Origin of the sequence: Flavobacterium filum DSM 17961 (assembly GCF_000425465.1) — a bacterium.
Classification (GTDB): domain Bacteria; phylum Bacteroidota; class Bacteroidia; order Flavobacteriales; family Flavobacteriaceae; genus Flavobacterium; species Flavobacterium filum.
Genome location: NZ_KE384381.1, coordinates 250552 through 270217, shown reverse-complemented (window position 1 = coordinate 270217; position 19666 = coordinate 250552). Strand labels below are relative to the sequence as shown.

Annotated in this window: 13 protein-coding genes; 6 read left to right on the top strand and 7 right to left on the bottom strand. The window is 33.4% G+C overall.

Translation table 11 applies throughout. The annotated features are described in order from the left end of the window. Window positions 1–20 precede the first annotated feature (20 nt). Window positions 21–6413: an RHS repeat-associated core domain-containing protein gene (locus tag H601_RS0114190; protein WP_026712106.1), complete on the bottom strand. Its 6393-nt coding sequence runs from the start codon at window positions 6411–6413 to the stop codon at window positions 21–23. A gap of 11 nt (window positions 6414–6424) precedes the next feature. After that, window positions 6425–6880: a T9SS type A sorting domain-containing protein gene (locus H601_RS0114185; protein WP_026712105.1), complete on the bottom strand. Its 456-nt coding sequence runs from the start codon at window positions 6878–6880 to the stop codon at window positions 6425–6427. Window positions 6881–7398: 518 nt separating this feature from the next. Here H601_RS0114185 and H601_RS0114180 point away from each other — a divergent pair. Both H601_RS0114180 and H601_RS0114175 read left to right on the top strand, forming a co-directional pair. Further along, window positions 7399–7899 (top strand): helix-turn-helix domain-containing protein, encoded by a 501-nt coding sequence (locus H601_RS0114180; RefSeq protein WP_026712104.1) that lies wholly within the window; start codon window positions 7399–7401, stop codon window positions 7897–7899. A 167-nt stretch (window positions 7900–8066) separates the two neighbouring features. Then, window positions 8067–8474 (top strand): hypothetical protein, encoded by a 408-nt coding sequence (locus H601_RS0114175; protein WP_026712103.1) that lies wholly within the window; start codon window positions 8067–8069, stop codon window positions 8472–8474. 183 nt (window positions 8475–8657) lie between these two features. On the opposite strand, the gene H601_RS0114170 is transcribed toward H601_RS0114175, so the two are convergent. The 5 genes from H601_RS0114170 to H601_RS0114145 all read right to left on the bottom strand — a co-directional run bounded on the left by H601_RS0114170 (window position 8658) and on the right by H601_RS0114145 (window position 12764). After that, window positions 8658–9440 carry a DUF3050 domain-containing protein gene (locus H601_RS0114170; RefSeq protein ID WP_026712102.1) on the bottom strand — a complete coding sequence of 261 codons (783 nt, stop codon included), beginning with the start codon at window positions 9438–9440 and terminating at the stop codon, window positions 8658–8660. A 118-nt stretch (window positions 9441–9558) separates the two neighbouring features. After that, complete coding sequence (locus H601_RS0114160) at window positions 9559–10737, bottom strand: acyl-CoA dehydrogenase family protein (protein ID WP_026712101.1); 1179 nt, start codon at window positions 10735–10737, stop codon at window positions 9559–9561. A gap of 122 nt (window positions 10738–10859) precedes the next feature. Further along, window positions 10860–11522 carry a tRNA1(Val) (adenine(37)-N6)-methyltransferase gene (locus tag H601_RS0114155; protein ID WP_084139991.1) on the bottom strand — a complete coding sequence of 221 codons (663 nt, stop codon included), beginning with the start codon at window positions 11520–11522 and terminating at the stop codon, window positions 10860–10862. Between the two features lie 111 nt (window positions 11523–11633). After that, window positions 11634–12158, bottom strand: a complete 525-nt coding sequence (rimM, locus tag H601_RS0114150) for a ribosome maturation factor RimM (RefSeq protein WP_026712099.1) — start codon at window positions 12156–12158, stop codon at window positions 11634–11636. A gap of 12 nt (window positions 12159–12170) precedes the next feature. Next, on the bottom strand, window positions 12171–12764 hold the full coding sequence (locus tag H601_RS0114145) for a 30S ribosomal protein S16 (RefSeq protein WP_026712098.1): 594 nt from the start codon (window positions 12762–12764) through the stop codon (window positions 12171–12173). Between the two features lie 200 nt (window positions 12765–12964). Here H601_RS0114145 and H601_RS0114140 point away from each other — a divergent pair, with 200 nt between their 5' ends. The 4 genes from H601_RS0114140 (at window position 12965) to trxA (ending at window position 19652) form a co-directional block, all read left to right on the top strand. Further along, on the top strand, window positions 12965–13465 hold the full coding sequence (locus tag H601_RS0114140; RefSeq protein WP_026712097.1) for a DUF6252 domain-containing protein: 501 nt from the start codon (window positions 12965–12967) through the stop codon (window positions 13463–13465). Between the two features lie 145 nt (window positions 13466–13610). After that, on the top strand, window positions 13611–13973 hold the full coding sequence (locus H601_RS0114135; RefSeq protein ID WP_026712096.1) for an RNA recognition motif domain-containing protein: 363 nt from the start codon (window positions 13611–13613) through the stop codon (window positions 13971–13973). A gap of 723 nt (window positions 13974–14696) precedes the next feature. Continuing rightward, window positions 14697–19211: a DNA polymerase III subunit alpha gene (dnaE, locus tag H601_RS0114125; RefSeq protein WP_026712094.1), complete on the top strand. Its 4515-nt coding sequence runs from the start codon at window positions 14697–14699 to the stop codon at window positions 19209–19211. A gap of 123 nt (window positions 19212–19334) precedes the next feature. After that, window positions 19335–19652 carry a thioredoxin gene (trxA, locus tag H601_RS0114120; protein WP_026712093.1) on the top strand — a complete coding sequence of 106 codons (318 nt, stop codon included), beginning with the start codon at window positions 19335–19337 and terminating at the stop codon, window positions 19650–19652. Window positions 19653–19666 lie beyond the last annotated feature (14 nt).

Below are 19666 nucleotides of genomic sequence, written 5' to 3'. Positions count from 1 at the left end.
TAAAAAATAAATGTTAATAATTAGTAGGGTAATTTAACATAACTAGTTAATTTTCTGTATAATTCATATCTTAAATTAGCTTCAAATGTATCTCCTGCTCCAATTTGGATTTGATACCAATATGCATCTCTTTCCATAATATCCCAAACAGCTTTATATCCATATTTACTACTCCATTTATCATATTTACCACTGAAATATTGCCAAGCATGTCTATACTCATGAAATAATGTAGAAGCATAAGTATAATTATTTTTAATTTTTGAAGGATCCAATGAAACTTTTCCTGGATTGGTATTTCCAACATCACCATTGTTTAATTCAAAATCAACTTTAGGTTTACCACTTAATTCATAATCTCTTTCTAATCCATCTACTGAAGAGTTTATTTCTTTAATTCCTCCTTCAGAAAAATCAGGTTTACCAAATGGATCTAGTAAATAATTACCATTTGTATCTTTTTTAAATCTCGACAAAAGAGTTCTTCTTAGTACTATTTTATGCATCGCATGATTCAACCCACTCACAATCAATCCTGTCACAGCCCCTTGCCAAAAATTACCTTTAGTAAGAGCGGCTCCTGCACCTCCAGCCAAAGTTCCAAAGGTTAGAATACCTGTTGTGGATTCACTAAATTTTCCGCCTAAACCATTCCACACTTTTCCACTTTCTAGCTTGCCACCAGTCCACAGCGAAGAAGCTAAACTACTCAAAGAACCACTAGCGAATCCTGTCACAAAATCACCTCCTTGAACACCTGACATAATACCTTGAAAAGTACCATGTGCTAGAGTTTGAAAAACAATTCTAGAACCTAATTGTTGAAAAGCAAGAGCAGCATCTCCGATTCCAAAAGTCATAACAGAACTAAAAGCTCCTATTGCTACAGACTTAATAAGACCTCCAACAGTAAAGGGAACATCAGCAGTTAATGCAGTAATTGTGTAAGTTAGTGCTGCAACTGCTGCTCCAATTAAAATAGCCCCTACTGTAATTCCCTCTTCACCACTTGGGTCTGTATATTTTAAAGGATTATTAAGAACGTAACCATATCGGTTAAAATTTTGTGTATTACTCGGGTCTTGAATGTAGTTATCTGGCGATAAAAATCGTCTTACTTTGGCATCATACAACCTACCATTCATGTGAATGAGACCTACGCCTTGCAAATGTTCATGGCCTGTATAACCCCTATCTAAAACGGCAAAAGTAGTAAGGTTATTGTTGTTTTGGTCTTTTAAGAAAACAATATTACCCCAGGCATCAAAATGTCTTTTTTCTACCACTTGACCGGCAGCATTACTTATTGCCATAATGCTACCTAAATAATCACGATGTAAATATAAATAATTTTGTGTAGTACCGTCACTTTTTAACATAATTGGGGCGGTGTAACCATCGCCACCAATATATATAACAATATCTACCGAATTGGTATAAATATTCCGTTTAATTTCCATACTTGAGTCTGCAGAATAAAGCTTACGCATTGGTCTCAGATTTTTATCCGCTTGCAAACCACCATAATACATGGTTGTTCTTGACAAAAATGGGTTGTAGTCAAAATCAATTCTTTCTTTTCCTTGTTCAAAAATGCTCACAGGGCTTTTAAATGCGTTATAGGTAATTTGTTGTAATGGTTTATCGGAGTAATAAGATACACCAGAAGTCGACAAACTTACTTTTGTAGCTTGATAAGGTTTGGCAGAAATTTCATAACTATAATTTCCGAGTGTATTTTGCGTAATTCTACCTTTATTATCATAATCTTGTTGTTCGATTTGTCCTTGAGCATTTGTAAAATGGGTTAATCGTTCCAAGCTATCATATTGAAAAGTTTCATTCCAGTTAAACATGCTATTACTTCTACTTAATAACAATCCTCTTTGTGCATTAAAGTTGGTTGTTATGGTTAAAAAAGGTGTAGCAGAAGAATTACTTCCATTAATTGTTCTATAACTTGTTGATTGTGGCATACCAAACGAATCAAAAGTTTTAGAAACCCTTCCTACCAAATTTCCGTAATGAGCCGTAACAATTTGGCCTCTCTCATTTACTGCATCAATTTGCCATAGCATGGCATTCGTTGCATCGTCTAAAATTTGCCAATGATATCCATTTAAATAGGTGTTCTTTATCCATTTTCCACTTGATTTTCCGGTAGCATTATCCGTGGCTAAATTGTACTCACGATTTACACGACCAAAATCGTCGTATTCGTATCTTTTTTCAAAATAGGATTGCGGATTGGATTCAATTTCTTTTTGAAGTCGATAATTTGAATCATAAAAGTACTCAGTTGTAAAAGGAAAACCTGAAGAATCAACTCCATCAACCATAATTAATTGTTTAAAAGCATTGTACCCGTAATAAATTTCATGATAGGTTAAATCACCTTGAACAAATTTAGAATCTAATCGTCCCGTAGGTGTATAAAAATATTCTGTATAACCCTTAGGTGTTGTTTCTTTAGTTGTTTCACCATATACATTATAGTTGTACATATAGGTTCCAGCAGAAGGATCAATTAATTTTTTCTTTCTACCCCAACCATCATATTCCATTGATAAAGTTATACCATCAAAAGTAGAAGTTTTCATATTCCCATTTGCAAAATAGGTATAATTGATAGTACCTCCTGAGTCTGTAGACTGAACGGTATGACCATTTGCATTTTTGGTGGAGCTTTTTGTGGCTACTCCATCATTTGTTGTAACAGTTAATCCGGAATAAGAAATGGTAGTTGTAAGTCCGGTAAATGCAATCTGTTGATTTAATCTACTATAATCATCATAAGAAAAACTAGACCATTGAGTTGGATTGTTACTACCACTGTATGGTTCACTTTCACCAATTTTTCTATTCATGAAATCATAAGTAGTTGAAGAGTAACTCCAATTTCCATTAATATTTAATTCTCCTTTTTTTACAACTCTTCCTATAATATCCATTTCTATTGAACTTGCACTTCCATCATCTCCAAGGGTAGAGGTTATAAATTTGTTACCATTTTTAGTGTAATTGTAATTAATATTTTTTCCTAAATGATCGGTGACTTTTGTTCTTTTACCCCAATTATCATAGATACTTGTAGTTGTTTGTCCAAATGGGTTTGTTTCACTTAAAACTACACCATACAAAGGATGATAAGTATTATAGGTGGTAGTTAAACCTTCGATATCTTTAACAGTTTTGATGTAGCGTGCAGAAGTATCATAAGTGTATTCGGTTGTTCTGGTTGCAACTGCAGGTATTGCACCCGGAGCACTTAATATTTTTTTCTTTAAATTCCCGTTTGTAAAATACTCATACGATTCGGTTAAATAAACATTATCAGTATTGTTAGCTTTACTTTCCTTTTTAGTTATTTTATTGCCGGTGTAGGTATATTTTTCTTCTGTAGAAAAGGTGTCATTATAAGCAGAAACGGTTGTGTTTACTTGTTTTAATCTACCTATATAATAATTACTTCCTGAACCAGCTGGGTTATTTTCAAAGATACTGTTTGTTGTGGTAGTTCCTTGGAGTGTGTTTTGATTCAAATAATTTTTGGTAATTACCGTTTCGGGCAGAAGATAAGGTATTGAATAAGTAAATGATTTTTCAATTTTAATATTAGTTAAGAAATCAATATTTATTTGTAAATCTAATGTAATATTAAATACGTTACTGGTAAAAAATTGACTGTAGTTATTAGTTGTACAATTTAATATTCCAGTAGGATTTCCTGAATTTACAAAGGCAAATGAATTTAAATTATTACATAATTGCGTATAGCTTTTTTGAAGTGCTCCTCTTAAATTTGGGTTATACTCTTCAACTGACCATATAGTTTTTGAACTTGGACTTATGTACCAAGCACTTCTGGCGACTTTTCTAAATCCAACCATACCAATGCCATTCATATTTACAACAAGACCATGGTATCTAAAATTTTGTAGTTTCGTAATACCCATAGCACTATTTTTAATTTCTTCAACTGAAAATGATGTCGGTATATGTTTAATTTCAACTAGAGGATAATTAACATTATCATTAGATGAATAAAATTCATTCAATAAACCTAAACCTGGTATATTTGGAGTTAAATTTTTGTATTTTATTTCATCAACAATATTTCCTCCAGATGATGAAATGCTTTTTAAAAGAATTTCTTTTGAAAAATTTTTATTAAAATTAACGTAAGTAACTTGATTAGTATGATTTCTTACCATTATAATTTCTCTATTCAAACCCTGATATTTATAAGTTGAAACAATTGGTACTGGTAAATCAGGAGAGTCATTATCATGATTTGATGGAGAATTATAATCTAATTGAAATTTATTTCCGCTAATTGTTGTGTTTCCAATGTTATTTATATATGTATTAATTTCCCATTGGGTATCATGATTGTTGATAGTCCAGTTTGGTTTATAATATTTTCTCCAAATTCTTACTAAATCTGATTTTCCGTCACCATTGGTGTCTAGTGTGTAAAAATTGTTATAATGAACTTGAGTGTCATAATAATTTCCAGAGTTAGGCCAATAGGTTACTATGTTATGTGATTCTTTAGTAAAAAATGAACCCCCGTTAGGTTTTGGATTACTATAATATATATGCCATAGTGCATCGTTTCTTTGAGCATTACTTCCATTTCCATTAGGAATCATTAAATCAACTTTTCCATCTCCATTGTAATCTCCAAAAAGTAATTGTTTTTCATTTAAATATTCGTTTAAGACTCCAGATCCAATAATAACAGGTGTTATCCAAGGAGAACCATCTGTTTGTTCAAAAGAATAAATTTTATAAACCTTATATAGAGACGATGTTTCTATATTGTAAATGGATAAAATATCTGATTTGCCATCTCCATTAAAATCAAAAACAAAATTATTTCCAGTATCTAAATCAAATAAGATATTATTTCTTATTTTAACAAATCCTTGGCCTCCTAAAGTTGTACTTGAATTCTGATTCAAATCTAAGATGTGAAAATTTGTATACAAACTTGCCAGTTCACAGGTTCCATAAAAATTACATGGATCCATTGGGTCAGGGGGAGGTTGTTGAGATGGAGGAGATATTATTAGTACTTCAGAGATACCATCCCCGTTAAAATCTCCTTCTATTAATTTTGAGAACGAATAGCCTGGATTAATATTGAGAGTTGGTTCTCCTAAATTAATTGTTTTCGAATAAGCTTCAGACAATAATGAACCATTTAAATTAAAAACTCTAAATTTTAAACCGTTACTAAGTGCTTCTGCCTTAACTATGGATTGAAATTGATTTAACTTATTGTTGGATAATGTAGTTGCTGTAAACCTAAATTTTTTATCACCAGAAGACAAAGTTGAAGGAAATGAGATTGGTGTTTGTCCTGAAACTCCTTCAAATAAATTTTTGTATAAACCATTATTTGTTGTAAAATCTAGTCTACCATCTCCATCAAAATCCCCTGATAACTCAATGTCATTAAAGTTTAAATTGTTAACATAACTCCTCATCTCTTCTGAATTTAAATTACTAGAAGTAATAGATTCGTATGTGAAGTTTATAGGATTTGTAGCTTGGTTATTCCCATTAAATTCTTGAATTTGAACAACCTTTTCATAACCTAATTGTGGGTCAGCTTGATGAGTTATCAAATATTTTCTAAACAAATTTGTAAAGGTGTAAACCTCAATTCGATTTAACAATTCAACCTTTTCATGTTTTACACCGTTAATAAATGTATTTTCAGTTCTTTTCGCTTGAACATAAAAGAATTTAATAGCATTTTGTGGAGCAGTCCCGTCTGTAGTATTGGCACTAAATTTTATTTCAGATACGCATAAATTTTTGTTAAATGGTTTTGTGTAATGATAAGTAATATAATTCCCATTTACATCTTCAAAGCGGATTATATAAAATGATGTTAAATCTGTTGCGTTCATTCCACCAAAATTTCCATACCATGCTCTCGACCCATCAGGAGAAGTGACTATAAAATAGATGGAACTTCCACTACCTATTAATTGAATTTTTGAATTAGATTTTGTTTCCGTTTCATAAGTAGAACCATCGGCCCAATAATTTCCACTGGTTAAAATTAACCTTTGTCCATCAAGGGCAAGTTTATCGTTTGTATCAAAATCTACACCATCAATAAAACCATCAATGTCTTTTCGGGTGGCTATTCTGCTTATTACAGAAATTGAATTAATTGACCATCCCATTCCAGCTATTCCACCCATCATACCGGATGAATAATTTAAATTTATGGTTGGCCCAACGTCTTGAATACTAGGAGGTAAAGCTATAGGCACAGTATAAATTGCTTGACCAGTATTTGATATATCTAATTTTCCTTGTGTATCATGATAACTTTGAGCATTGATGAGTTGAATAAAAATTATAGCAAAAAACAAATAATAACTTTTCATAGACTTAACTTTTAATTTTTAATGATTTTTAATGTTTTCTGCTTGCCATTTGAATATTCTAGCACTAGTGTGTAAAGTCCATGAGGTAAATTTTCAAATGGGATATTTAAAGTTACTGAACCTTTTAAATTGGTAAAACTTTTTAAAGATTGACCAGATAAAGAATTTAATTTTATAGAGGTTACATATTCAAAATCATTATTCTCCCATTTGATAAAAAGAGTTTCTTTAACAGGATTGGGATAATATGATATATCTTCATAAATATCAGACAAAATCATATCTTCCTTTGTGATATCTTCCGTGTTTTTTACAAAATCATTTGTTGATCTTCCTGTATTAAGATCAATTGTATATCTTTTTATCTGATTTCCAGCCGTATCATATTCAAACAAAATATGATCAATAGTTTGTGAATGCAAAAGATTACTTAGTAATAAAAAGAGAAAAATTAATTTTAAATTCATGATGTAGATTTAATTAAAATGATTTTAAATAGGTTAATATGACAATTTTATTTTGTATGAATTATTTTATTGTTGAAATTATTTTTACAGAAAAACTGTAAAATAGTTCAATATTTTTTTCTTATGAACCTTAAAAAATTAAACGGAGAATTACAACGTAAAGCTGCATATATCAGTTAAATAGAAAGGCAATTGATTATTAATAATTTGTTAATAATTCTTACGTTAAAAATTTGTTGTCAAGTTTAAGCAATAAAATTATTGCTGTCAATCCCTAATAATAGGGATTTTTTATCTCACTAAATTTGGTGATGTTTTGTTTACTTAATTGTAACTATTTATTAAACATTTTACAGTAATTAGCTTTAGAGAAATATCTTAAAACCGTGTACATTTTTAATTTTTTTTCATTTTGACACACTTTTTGTGTGAAAAAATTGTTGTATAAAAAAATGACACGGTTTTTGTGTATAATTTTTTGAAATAAAAATGTTGACACAACATAATTCTTAAACAAGATGAATGCATTTAAAGATATAACCGGACTAACACACGATGAAATAGCAACCATTTTAGGTGTACACCGTTCGCAATGGTCAATGTATGTGAGTGGAAAAAGAAGCCTGCCTTTAGAGGCAACAATAAAACTTAGGGAACTCTTACAATCTATTCAAAAAAACAAAGTCGACAAAGCCCATCGTGCGGTATTAGCAACTGAAAATAAAGCGGTTATTCAGGTATGGCAAAAAAAATTGACCGACTTAAACATAAATTTATTACTGGTGAATAAAAAGATAGAAGAGTTGCAAAAAACTAGAAATCATCTCTATGCCGGTCTAACAACCTTAGCATTTCTGAAAACACAAAAGGAACAAGATGTTGTACACCTTCAATCCATTGAAAACAGAATCAATAAATGTTTAGCAACACATTCATTAGAATGTTTAACTACCTTTGAAATGAAAAAACAACAAATTGAAAATGAGATTAGTTTACTTGATGAAAGATTGAGGAAATAATGCAATTTACAAATTGCAAACCTCGTATAACGTAAATAAAATACTACTTCGTATAGTTTTAAAATAAGATTAACGCTACACGTTAATATTTTAATAAACTTCTGATTTATAATATTTTAAGGAATAATACTTACGTTTATGTAATTGTAATTTTAAATGAATTAATTATGTATTCAGTAAGTAATTTAACAACAGTTGCCGATTGCGATGTGTTGTTGGGCATGGCCCAAAAGGAAAAAGCTGATTTAAACTTTAGAAAGTTATCAGAAGAACGACTTGTAACCAACTACAGCAATACAGCTGTTGAGATTAGTGCTATTCTGCAAGGCGTAAATGCAGAAATTGCTGCTGTTGACACGGTTATTGCCATTCTACCGGAAGGCCCCACCAAAGAGGCCGAAGAAAAACGAAAAGTTCGGTTAGAATACCGCAAATTCTTGTTGGAAAACCGCAAAGAAAGTTATGGTGCGGTGGCTTTACTTGACAAAGAATTAGACCTTGAACGTGTAAAAAAACAAATCGAAGAAATTGATGTGTTTATTGCCGAAGTTACCGCCCATCGGGATACGTTGTAAAAGTAGAGTAATTATTATGACCGCCTTTAGGGGCGGTTTTTTTTGGTACGTCCATCAAAATATATAAATTGTAATGTGCTGTTATATTATGGTTGAAAACGTAAGTTAACATTGCAACTTACCAGACTAATTATTTAGAGATGACATTTCATTAAATTAAGAACTAAAGATAACAGAAATCAATTAACAACAAACTTCCTTGCTCAATATTTTTTCATCAATCGCATCCCAAAGCCCGATTCTTTTTTCGAGTGCTTGAATAGAGATTTCTTCTACTTCTTGCCATTTTTGGGCAGAGTCACCACATAATTCTTCTATCATTTGCATTGCCATCGGGCCGTGTTCATCGCCATCTAATTCAATATGTCTTTCGAAATAATAGATTAATTTAGATAAATCGGTTTCCGGAAAATTGGCTTGAAAATTTTTCAAAATAGCCGTAAACATAACCGGAATTAAATCTTCTCTCCCAAAAGTGAATGCAGCTGCAATTTCATGTGGTTTTCCTTGCTCAATCACCTGAAAGGTAAAGGTGAGAAATTCTTTGACATTTGGATGTAAATCACTTTTTTTGATGGAAACAAAAATGTTTTGAGTAGCAATCACATTTTCTAAAAACGATTGAATCGGTTTTGTGTCAGCTCCGCAAGCTTCCATCGCCTCAATATACATTTCGTAGTGGCTTTGTCTTCTTCCGTCAAGAGTTAAATCGGTTTCTTCCGCCAAAACTATTTCATTGATTAAATATCGGGTTTCCGGATTTCCAACGGGTAACCATGGCGTTGAAGCACAGGTTAATTTGATTTGAAGAGCTTTTAACAACGACATAAAATCCCAAACCGCATATACATGGTGCTCTTGAAATTGTCTTAAATCTTCAATCGTTCGTATATTTTGGTATAAGGTATGTTGTAAAAGTTGTTCGCGTTGGAAATTAATTTTCTGATTTACATTTTCTATGTTCATGGCAATTTTATTTTAGATACGAAAAAAGAAAAGCAATTGGTTTTCAATTTCTTTAACAAAATTAAAAAAGCTTCCCCGAAAGAAGAAGCTTTTTGTATTGATTTTAATTATTGTTTAATTATTTAAATGCAGGTATTCCGGTAATATCAGCACCCGTAATCAACAAATGAATATCGTGAGTACCTTCATAGGTAATTACAGATTCTAAATTCATACTATGACGCATAATGGAATATTCTCCTGTAATTCCCATTCCGCCAAGCATTTGACGTGCTTCACGAGCAATATTGATAGCCATATCCACATTGTTTCTTTTTGCCATCGAAATTTGAGCGGTTGTGGCTTTTCCTTCATTTCTAAGTACACCCAATCTCCAAGTTAACAATTGAGCTTTGGTGATTTCGGTAATCATTTCGGCTAATTTTTTTTGTTGCAATTGGAAACCAGCAATCGGTTTGTCAAATTGAATTCTTTCTTTAGAATATCTCAAAGCCGTATCATAACAATCCATTGCAGCACCGATAGCCCCCCAAGCAATTCCGTAGCGTGCCGAATCCAAACACATCATCGGAGCACCCAATCCGGATTTACCCGGTAATAAGTTTTCTTTTGGCACTTTTACATTGTCAAAAATCAATTCACCGGTAGCAGAAGCTCTCAACGACCATTTATTATGTGTTTCGGGAGTAGAAAAGCCTTCCATACCGCGTTCTACAATTAATCCGTGAATTCTTCCTTCTTCATTTTTTGCCCAAACTACAGCAATATCAGCAAATGGTGCATTGGAAATCCACATTTTAGCTCCATTCAACAAATAATGGTCGCCCATGTCTTTGAAGTTGGTTACCATTCCACTTGGGTTTGAACCGTAATCCGGCTCGGTTAACCCGAAACAACCCATAAATTCACCGGTAGCCAATTTAGGCAAGTATTTCATGCGTTGCTCTTCATTTCCAAATTTCCAAATTGGATACATCACCAAAGAGGATTGAACAGATGAAGTAGAGCGAACACCAGAATCACCTCTTTCAATTTCCTGCATGATTAAACCATACGAAATTTGGTCTAAACCGGCACCGCCATATTCTTCTGGGATATATGGACCAAATCCACCAATTTCACCTAATCCTTTGATAATTTGATTGGGAAATTCTGCACGTTGAGCATACTCTTCAATAATAGGAGAAACTTCTCTTTTCACCCAGGCACGAGCGGCATCACGCACCAACTTATGTTCATCGGTTAACAAATCGTCAAGTAAATAATAATCAGGTGATTGAAATAAATCTGGTTTCATTTTTATATGATTAGTGATTAGTGAATAGCAGTTAATCCGTCAAACTACTATAACGTTTGCAAAAGTAAATAAAGAAATGTAACAAATCAATGAACGATTGTTATATTTTTAAGAAAACAAACTTACATCTTTAAATAAAAATCTTTTGTCAACTCGATGTAAGCATCAGTGTAGTCATGACGATTGATTTCGATTACCAATTCATCTGCTTCTAAAACAGGCAATTCATAGCGTTTAAAAGCCAATAAACTCCGTTTAATTTCGGTGTTGGGAGTCCCTTTAACGCGAGTTACTTTTACAGGAAAAAGTTCAACTTTGGCACATAAATCGATGAATTTTTCTTCTTCTTTGTAAGGAATGATAACGGCAAAGATTCCGTTTTCTGAAAGTAATAAATCAGCCGCTTCAACCAATTCTTCAAACGGCATTGCGTCTTGGAATCGAGCTAAATCACGTTGTGAATTTTCGGTTTTATAATCCTCACTATAAAAAGGAGGATTCGAAATAATCAAATCATATTCCTCTTCCGGTTCTTCCATAAACTCATCCAAACCGGCGTGAAAACAAAACAGTCTATCGCCCCAAGGTGAATTTTCAAAATTTTCAACACATTGTTCGTAGGCATCTTCATCTATTTCTAGAGCGTCAATTTGCTCGGCATGGCTCCGTTGGGCAATCATTAAAGATAAAATTCCGGTTCCGGCACCAATATCTAATACTGAAAACGGATTTTTTTCAATCGGACACCAAGCTCCTAATAACACGCTATCGGTGCCTACTTTCATGGCACATCGGTCTTGTAGAATGGAAAATTGTTTGAATTGAAACACGAGGATTAACGATTTTTGAATGAAGAATTTTGATTTCAGAACCTGAAACTTGAAACCTGAAACTTTCTAAAGATACATTTCCACCAATCCTTCCGGCAAATTCATAATTACCTTCTTATTTTCTCGGTCAATTTTAACCAAGAACTGATCAATCATCGGGATTAAAATTTCAACCGTTCCATTGATTACTTCAAAAAGCGGTTGAGCGGTTGAATCATTTACGGAAACGATTTTTCCCACTACTCCAAGTCGTTGATCTTCAATTTCAAATCCAATTACTTCGTGGTAATAAAATTGATTTCCTTCTAATTTTGGTAAAAAAGAAAGAGGAAGATAAAGCTCACAGCCTAAAACTTCATCTGCTTGTTCTTCGTTGTCAATATCTTCAAACTTTACACGTAGAAAGTCATTTTTGTGTAAAGTACTATTTTCAATAAAAAATGGAACCAGATTTTTGTTTATTTCAACAAAAACTGATTCCATGTTTTCATATAATTCGGGTTCGTCTGTATCTAAATAAATTAAGACTTCTCCCTTGTAACTAAATTTTTTAGCGATTTTGCCTAAATAGAAACATTCTTCCTTACGCATTATCGCAAAAAATTAAGCTTCTTTTTCTTCGCTTGATTCTTCAGTAGCTGGAGTTTCTTCAACAACCGGAGCCTCTTCTGTTGTTGCTTCAACAGCTTCAACAGCTTCTTCTGTTACCTCTTCAGCAACTTCTTCTGAAGCTTCGGCAGCTTTTAATGCTTCCGCAGCAGCATTTGCTCTTTTCTCATTAGCCGCTTTTTCAGCTTTTAATGCTTCTGCTTTTGCTTTTTCTTGAGCTTTTGATAAACCTTCTTTTTTAGAAGAAACTTTGTTTGCTTTTTCGTCTAACCAAGCTGCTAATTTAGCATCTGCTTGCTCTTGAGTTAAAGCACCTTTTCTTACGCCTCCGTCCAAGTGATGTTTCAACAAAGCACCTTTATAAGAAAGAATTGCTCTTGCAGTATCCGTTGGTTGAGCTCCATTGTGTAACCATTGAACAGCACTGTCCAAGTTTAAATCAATAGTTGCAGGGTTAGTGTTTGGATTGTAAGTTCCGATTTTGTCTAAGAATTTACCATCTCTTTTGGCTCTTGAATCAGCAGCCACAATCCAGAAAAAAGGTTTTCCTTTTTTACCGTGTCTTTGTAATCTAATTTTTACTGGCATAATCGTATGATTAAATTGTGAGGTACTCGACCTCTGTTAATTAAGGGTGCAAATGTAGTGATTTTTTTGAAACGGAAAATACTTTGCTTGTTTTTTATTAGAAAAATACGTTGTAAGTCTAACGATTTGGTTTTTAACAAAAAAAGTAGTTTGCATATTCGATTTAAAATCTATTTTTGTCTTTTATTAATTAGATACAAATGAAAAAGATATTTCTTATTCTGTTTACAGCTGTTTTGATGACTTCTTGTGAAGAAGATATTAAAACCAATAATCCATCCGTTCAAGGGCGATTAGAAAATGTGTTTTGGAGAGCTATTGATTCGAAAGCTGAATTATTTCCAAATGGGTCATTAGTAATTACGGCAAAAGCAAGATTGCAAACGATGACATTAAAAGTACCGTCAAAAAATAAAGGAGTTTATGTATTAGGTCAAAACATGAACAGAACCGCTTCTTTTTTGTTTGATTATGAAGATGATACATCTTTATTTTATCAAACGGGTGTTACTACTGAAGATGATTTTCAAGGAGATGGTCAAATTGAAATTACAGAATATGATGCTGTTAATGGAACTGTTTCAGGTAATTTTCGTTTCAATGCATATAATGTGCTGAATAATCCTATAGGTGGTGAAATTTTGAACTTTAATCAAGGAGTTTTTTATAAAGTACCGGTTAGAGTAGTTCCTGGAGATTAATTTTTTTTCAATACTATATAGTACGCCGTTTCATGATTTGGAACGGCTTTTTTATTTATTTTCAGTCTATTATGAAATTAATTTAAAAAAGTAAGTAGATTACCGTTTTAATAGATTACCTTTGTTTTAAATAATATATTTTTTTATGAACATTTTTGTAGGAAGCCTTCCTTGGAGTATAGAGGAAGCAGATTTAAGAGAGTCTTTCGAGGCTTATGGAACAGTTGACTCTGTTAAAGTTGTAACCGATAAATTTACAGGAAGAAGTAAAGGATTTGGTTTTGTTGAAATGCCAAACGATGACGAAGGTCAAAAGGCAATTGATGAGTTAAACGGAGCTACCGTACAAGGTCGTGCTATCGTTGTAAACAAATCTGAACCAAAACCGGAAGGTGAAAGAAGAAGTTTCAATAACAATCGCTCAGGTGGTGGTTACGGTGGTGGAAACAATCGTGGTGGCGGTGGCTACAACGGTGGTGGAAACAGCCGTGGAGGAGGAAGATACTAGTATTTTTTCTTTATAAAATTCAAAACCCATCTTGTGAAAATAAGATGGGTTTTTTTATTATATAACTGTAAATAAACCAATTGTAAAAAAGTTGACAATGATATGAAAGTACAATAAATTCAATGATTTTAACTTCTCTCGGTTGTAAATTAAGTAATAATTAAAAATAGTATACAATATAACTATAATACTGTCAATTGTATTGTTTGAAAATATATCTACTATTTTTAAGGAAGAATATGAACAAATTAAAGAAATAAAAAGATTGGAAATAATATTCTCTTTTCCTTTGTTGTATGAAGTTAAAAATTTATATGGTGTGAAGTAAATGGCTATACAATTTAAAACAACAAACAAAAATATATTCAAATTTAATTGGATAACTTGTTCAGTAATTAGAATACCTAAAAATAACAATGAAGGTATAAGATAGCTAAAAACTTTGACTTCAAATTCTTTCATTTAAATAGTATTTAAATAATTTCAGAATAGATTTTTAATAAGTTCTTTCACAAATTTATAAAAAATCATAATAAATCAATTAATATCCCTTTGAATTGATTAATCTTAACTTTTCAAATTATAATTACTTTATATTCCTTTGTTAATAACTTAAATTGAAAATCTATTCCGTAAAATGTATTTTTGAAAAGGTAATTATGGATAGGTTTTAACTCATCACTAAGTACTATTCACTAAGGACTCATCACTAATCACTCTCGTATGTTTTTAATCTTTGATACCGAAACTACCGGTTTGCCCAAAAGTTGGGCAGCACCCATTTCAGATACCGACAACTGGCCGCGATGTATTCAAATTGCCTGGCAGTTGCACGATGAAATGGGAAACCTTGTCGAACATCAAGATTATTTGATTCAACCGGATGGATTCAACATTCCGTATGATGCAGAAAGAATTCACGGGATTTCTACCGAATTGGCTCAACAAAATGGTATTCAGCTCAAAGAAATGTTGGAGAAATTCAATACAGCAATGTCAAAAGCAAAATTCATTGTTGGACAAAATGTTGGGTTTGATGTTAATATTCTAGGATGTGAGTTTTATCGATTGGGAATGGAAACCCAATTGAACAAAATGCCGATTTTGGATACGTGTACCGAAGTTACCGCATCCCTATTAAAACTTCCGGGTGGAAGAGGTGGAAAATTCAAATTACCAACGCTAACCGAATTACATCAATACCTTTTTAATGAACCATTTGCGGAAGCTCACAACGCCACTGCTGACGTGGAAGCCACCACAAGATGTTTTTTAGAATTGATTCGAACCGAAGTTTTTACCAAAGAAGAACTCGATGTTGAACCGGAATATTTTGAAGATTTTCAATTAAAAAACCCGAGAGCAATTCAATTAATTGGGTTAAAACACATCAATCTCAAAGAAGCGTCTGAGCAAATTAGAAAGAAACTTCAAAAAATTGAAAACGAAACGGTTCAAACAACCATTTCAGCCGAAGAGAAAAGAGATTTTAAACACGCTAAGTTTGCTCATCTTCATAACCATACTCAATTTTCTGTCTTGCAATCTACAATTGCGATTCCGTCATTAGTTTCGGCTACAGCCAAAAATAAAATGACAGCGGTTGCCATGACTGATTCAGGAAACATGATGGGTGCTTTTCATTTTGTGAGTGCCGTGATGAACCACAACAAAGCTGTTAAATCGAAAATTGAAGCGGCTGTTACCAATGGAGAAGAACCGGAAGATACTGAAATTAAACCGATTGTAGGTTGCGAATTTTACATCTGTGACAACCATAAAGACAAAACCAAAAAAGACAACGGTTATCAAGTGGTGTTTTTGGCTAAAAATAAAAAAGGCTATCATAATTTAGCCAAAATGGCTTCAATTGCTTACATCGATGGCTTTTATTATGTGCCAAGAATTGATAGGGCAATAGTTGAACAATACAAAGAAGATGTAATTGTACTTTCCGGAAATTTATATGGTGAAATCTCCAGTAAAATTTTAAATATCGGTGAAAACCAAGCCGAAGAAGCTTTGCTTTGGTGGAAAGAACAATTTGGCGATGATTTTTATCTTGAAATCATGCGACACAATCAAGAAGATGAAAATCGAGTGAACAAAACCTTGATTGAATTTTCACAAAAGCATCAGGTTAAATTAGTGGCTACAAACAATACCTATTACCTAAATAAAGAAGATGCGAATGCACATGACATTTTGTTGTGTGTAAAAGATGGTGAAAAACAAGCCACACCAATTGGTCGAGGTCGAGGCTATCGATATGGTTTACCCAATCAGGAATATTATTTCAAATCGGAAGACGAAATGAAAAAACTATTTGCTGATTTGCCCGAAGCCATTATTTCGATTCAGGAAATCGTTGATAAAGTAGAAACGTATTCGCTATACCGAGATGTTTTACTGCCAAAATTTGCCATTCCGGACGAGTTTTTAAACCCTGAGGATGCCGATGGCGGTGTTCGTGGTGAAAATGCCTATTTACGATATTTAACCATTGAAGGAGCGAAGAAGCGATATGGTGAAATTACACCCGAAATTCAAGAGCGATTGGATTTCGAATTGTTAACTATTTCCAATTCAGGTTATCCGGGCTATTTTTTGATTGTACAAGATTTTATTGCTGAAGCGAGAAAAATGGGCGTTTCGGTTGGTCCGGGTCGTGGTTCGGCAGCGGGTTCAGCGGTAGCGTATTGTTTGGGAATTACCAATATTGACCCGATAAAATACGATTTACTTTTTGAGCGATTCTTGAATCCGGATCGGGTTTCTATGCCGGATATTGATATTGACTTTGATGATGAAGGACGCGGAAAAGTAATGCAATATGTAATCGACAAATACGGAAAAGACCAAGTAGCTCAAATTATTACCTATGGTAAAATGGCGACAAAATCTGCCATTCGAGATACGGCTCGCGTATTGGATTTGCCTCTTTTTGAAGCGGACAGAATTGCCAAGTTAATTCCGGGCATGATGCCTTCAAAATGGAATTTAGCCCGATTTATTTCCGAAAAAGAAGAAGAAGTTAAAAAAGCTTTGCGTTCGGATGAGTTTGATAGAGTAAAAGAATTAATTGCCATTGCTCATGAAGGTGATTTGGCGGGAGAAACTATTCAACAAGCCAAAGTTTTAGAAGGTTCGCTGCGAAATACCGGAATTCATGCGTGTGGAGTAATCATCACACCGGATGACATCACCAATTTCGTTCCGGTGACAACTGCTAAAGATTCTGAATTGTATGTAACGCAATTTGATAACTCAGTTGCAGAAAGTGCCGGTTTGTTAAAAATGGACTTCTTGGGATTAAAAACCCTTACGTTAATAAAAGACACGGTGAAATTGGTAAAATACCGCACCGGAATCGAACTCAATCCCGATGAATTTCCGATTGATGATGAGAAAACGTATGAATTATTTCAAAGAGGGGAAACGGTTGGAATATTTCAATATGAGTCGCTCGGAATGCAAAAATACCTTCGTGATTTAAAACCGACAGTTTTTGGTGATTTGATTGCAATGAATGCTCTCTATCGTCCCGGGCCATTGGAATATATTCCGTCTTTCGTTCGAAGAAAAAACGGAGAAGAACCCATTGTTTACGATTTAGATGCTTGTGCGGAATATTTGAGTGAAACGTACGGAATTACTGTTTATCAAGAGCAGGTAATGCTTTTGTCGCAATCGTTGGCCGGATTTACCAAAGGTGAAGCAGACGTTTTGCGTAAAGCGATGGGTAAAAAACAAAAAGATGTACTCGACAAAATGAAGCCGAAATTTGTAGAACAAGCTTCTGCAAAAGGGCATGATGCTACCGTTTTGGAGAAAATTTGGAAAGACTGGGAAGCTTTTGCGAGTTATGCCTTTAACAAATCACATTCTACTTGTTATGCTTGGATTGCCTATCAAACAGCGTATTTAAAAGCTCATTATCCGGCAGAATATATGGCGGCGGTACTTTCCAATAACATGAATGACATCAAGCAGGTTTCATTTTTTATGGAAGAATGCAAACGAATGGGCTTGAAAGTACTCGGACCAGATGTGAATGAATCCTATTATAAATTTACGGTAAACAACGATTATGCGATTCGTTTTGGAATGGGAGCTGTAAAGGGTGTTGGAGCAAATGCCGTTGATACGATTGTTGAAAACCGAAAAGATGCTCCTTATAGATCGATTTTTGATTTAGCCAAAAAAATAGATTTAAGAGCTGCCAATAAAAAAGCTTTTGAAAGCTTAGCATTAGCCGGAGGATTTGATTGTTTTTCGAATACGCATCGAGCACAATATTTTCACATTGAAGGAGAAGGAATTACGTTTTTGGAAAAAGCCATTCGATATGGGGCAAAATTTCAGGAAAACGAAAATTCATCGCAAGTGAGTTTGTTTGGAGAAGCTAGTGATGTGCAAATTGCCGAGCCGGTTTTGCCGCCATGTGAGGAATGGAATACAATGGAAAAATTGGCAAAAGAAAAAGAAGTGGTAGGAATTTATATTTCAGGGCATCCGTTGGATGATTTCCGTTTTGAGATGAAATATTTTTGCAATACCAAGCTAGAAGCCTTAAAGCAGTTGGAACTTTATGTGAGTAAAACACTTTCTTTTGCCGGAATTGTGACCAATATTCAACATCGAACAGCTAAAAATGGAAAGGGTTGGGCAACCTTTGTATTAGAAGGATATGAAGAAAGTTTTGAGTTCCGAATTTTTGATGAAGAATATTTGAAATTCCGTCATTTTTTGATTCAAAATCAGTTTGTATATTTCAAAGTTTTGGTCAAGGAAGGTTGGGTAAATCGTGAAACCGGAAAAAAATCTGATCCGAGAATTCAGTTTACAGAAGCTAAATTATTGGCCGACGTTTTGCCTCAATTTGCCAAAAAGTTAACGATTTTAATTGATATAAAAGAGTTGCACCAGCATTTTATTACCGGATTGAGTGAAGTGTTTAAAACCTATCAAGGAGAGAATACCGTTACGTTTGAAGTGCTGGAAATAGAAAGAGTCAAAAAAGTGGCTACCATCAAACCGGTTGAATTAGTTCCTGTTGATACCGAGGAAACAGACGAAGAACCAATGGAAGAGATGGAGTTAGAAGTGGATGAACCAAGTGAAGAAGTTAGGGTTTTGAATAGATTAGCCATGCCCAGCAGAAAACTGAAAGTAAAAATCTCGAATGAATTGTTGAGTGAGTTAGAGAATTTGAAGGTGGATTTTAGGTTGAATTAAGTATCAATTCCACCAATACATTCATAATCAAAACTAATTTTCAATTAACACGACTTTAAGTTTTAAATTTTTAAATTTGCATCATAAAACTTGAAACAAAGTTAAACCTTAAACAAAAAATATATGGCATTAGCAATAACAGATGCTACTTTTGAAGAAGTAGTATTACAATCAGACAAACCGGTAGTAGTAGATTTTTGGGCAGCATGGTGCGGACCCTGTAGAATGGTTGGACCGGTTATCGACGAAATCGCAACAGAATATGAAGGAAAAGCAGTAGTTGGAAAAGTGGACGTAGATGCCAACCAAGAATTTGCTGCAAAATACGGCGTGAGAAATATTCCAACCGTATTAGTTTTCCAAAATGGAGAAGTAGTAGGAAGACAAGTAGGTGTGGCTCCAAAGAAAAATTACACTGATGCAATTGACGCGTTGTTGTAATTTTCAATAAAAAT

What these genes read in the sequence shown, in the direction of transcription:
- H601_RS0114190 (WP_026712106.1), bottom strand. Translation starts at nt 6,413, where the DNA reads ATGAAAAGTTATTATTTGTTTTTTGCTATAATTTTTATTCAACTCATC.
- H601_RS0114175 (WP_026712103.1), top strand. Translation starts at nt 8,067, where the DNA reads ATGTATTCAGTAAGTAATTTAACAACAGTTGCCGATTGCGATGTGTTG.
- rimM (WP_026712099.1), bottom strand. Translation starts at nt 12,158, where the DNA reads ATGCGTAAGGAAGAATGTTTCTATTTAGGCAAAATCGCTAAAAAATTT.
- H601_RS0114170 (WP_026712102.1), bottom strand. Translation starts at nt 9,440, where the DNA reads ATGAACATAGAAAATGTAAATCAGAAAATTAATTTCCAACGCGAACAA.
- dnaE (WP_026712094.1), top strand. Translation starts at nt 14,697, where the DNA reads ATGTTTTTAATCTTTGATACCGAAACTACCGGTTTGCCCAAAAGTTGG.
- trxA (WP_026712093.1), top strand. Translation starts at nt 19,335, where the DNA reads ATGGCATTAGCAATAACAGATGCTACTTTTGAAGAAGTAGTATTACAA.
- H601_RS0114180 (WP_026712104.1), top strand. Translation starts at nt 7,399, where the DNA reads ATGAATGCATTTAAAGATATAACCGGACTAACACACGATGAAATAGCA.
- H601_RS0114140 (WP_026712097.1), top strand. Translation starts at nt 12,965, where the DNA reads ATGAAAAAGATATTTCTTATTCTGTTTACAGCTGTTTTGATGACTTCT.
- H601_RS0114155 (WP_084139991.1), bottom strand. Translation starts at nt 11,522, where the DNA reads ATGAAAGTAGGCACCGATAGCGTGTTATTAGGAGCTTGGTGTCCGATT.
- H601_RS0114185 (WP_026712105.1), bottom strand. Translation starts at nt 6,880, where the DNA reads ATGAATTTAAAATTAATTTTTCTCTTTTTATTACTAAGTAATCTTTTG.
- H601_RS0114160 (WP_026712101.1), bottom strand. Translation starts at nt 10,737, where the DNA reads ATGAAACCAGATTTATTTCAATCACCTGATTATTATTTACTTGACGAT.
- H601_RS0114145 (WP_026712098.1), bottom strand. Translation starts at nt 12,764, where the DNA reads ATGCCAGTAAAAATTAGATTACAAAGACACGGTAAAAAAGGAAAACCT.
- H601_RS0114135 (WP_026712096.1), top strand. Translation starts at nt 13,611, where the DNA reads ATGAACATTTTTGTAGGAAGCCTTCCTTGGAGTATAGAGGAAGCAGAT.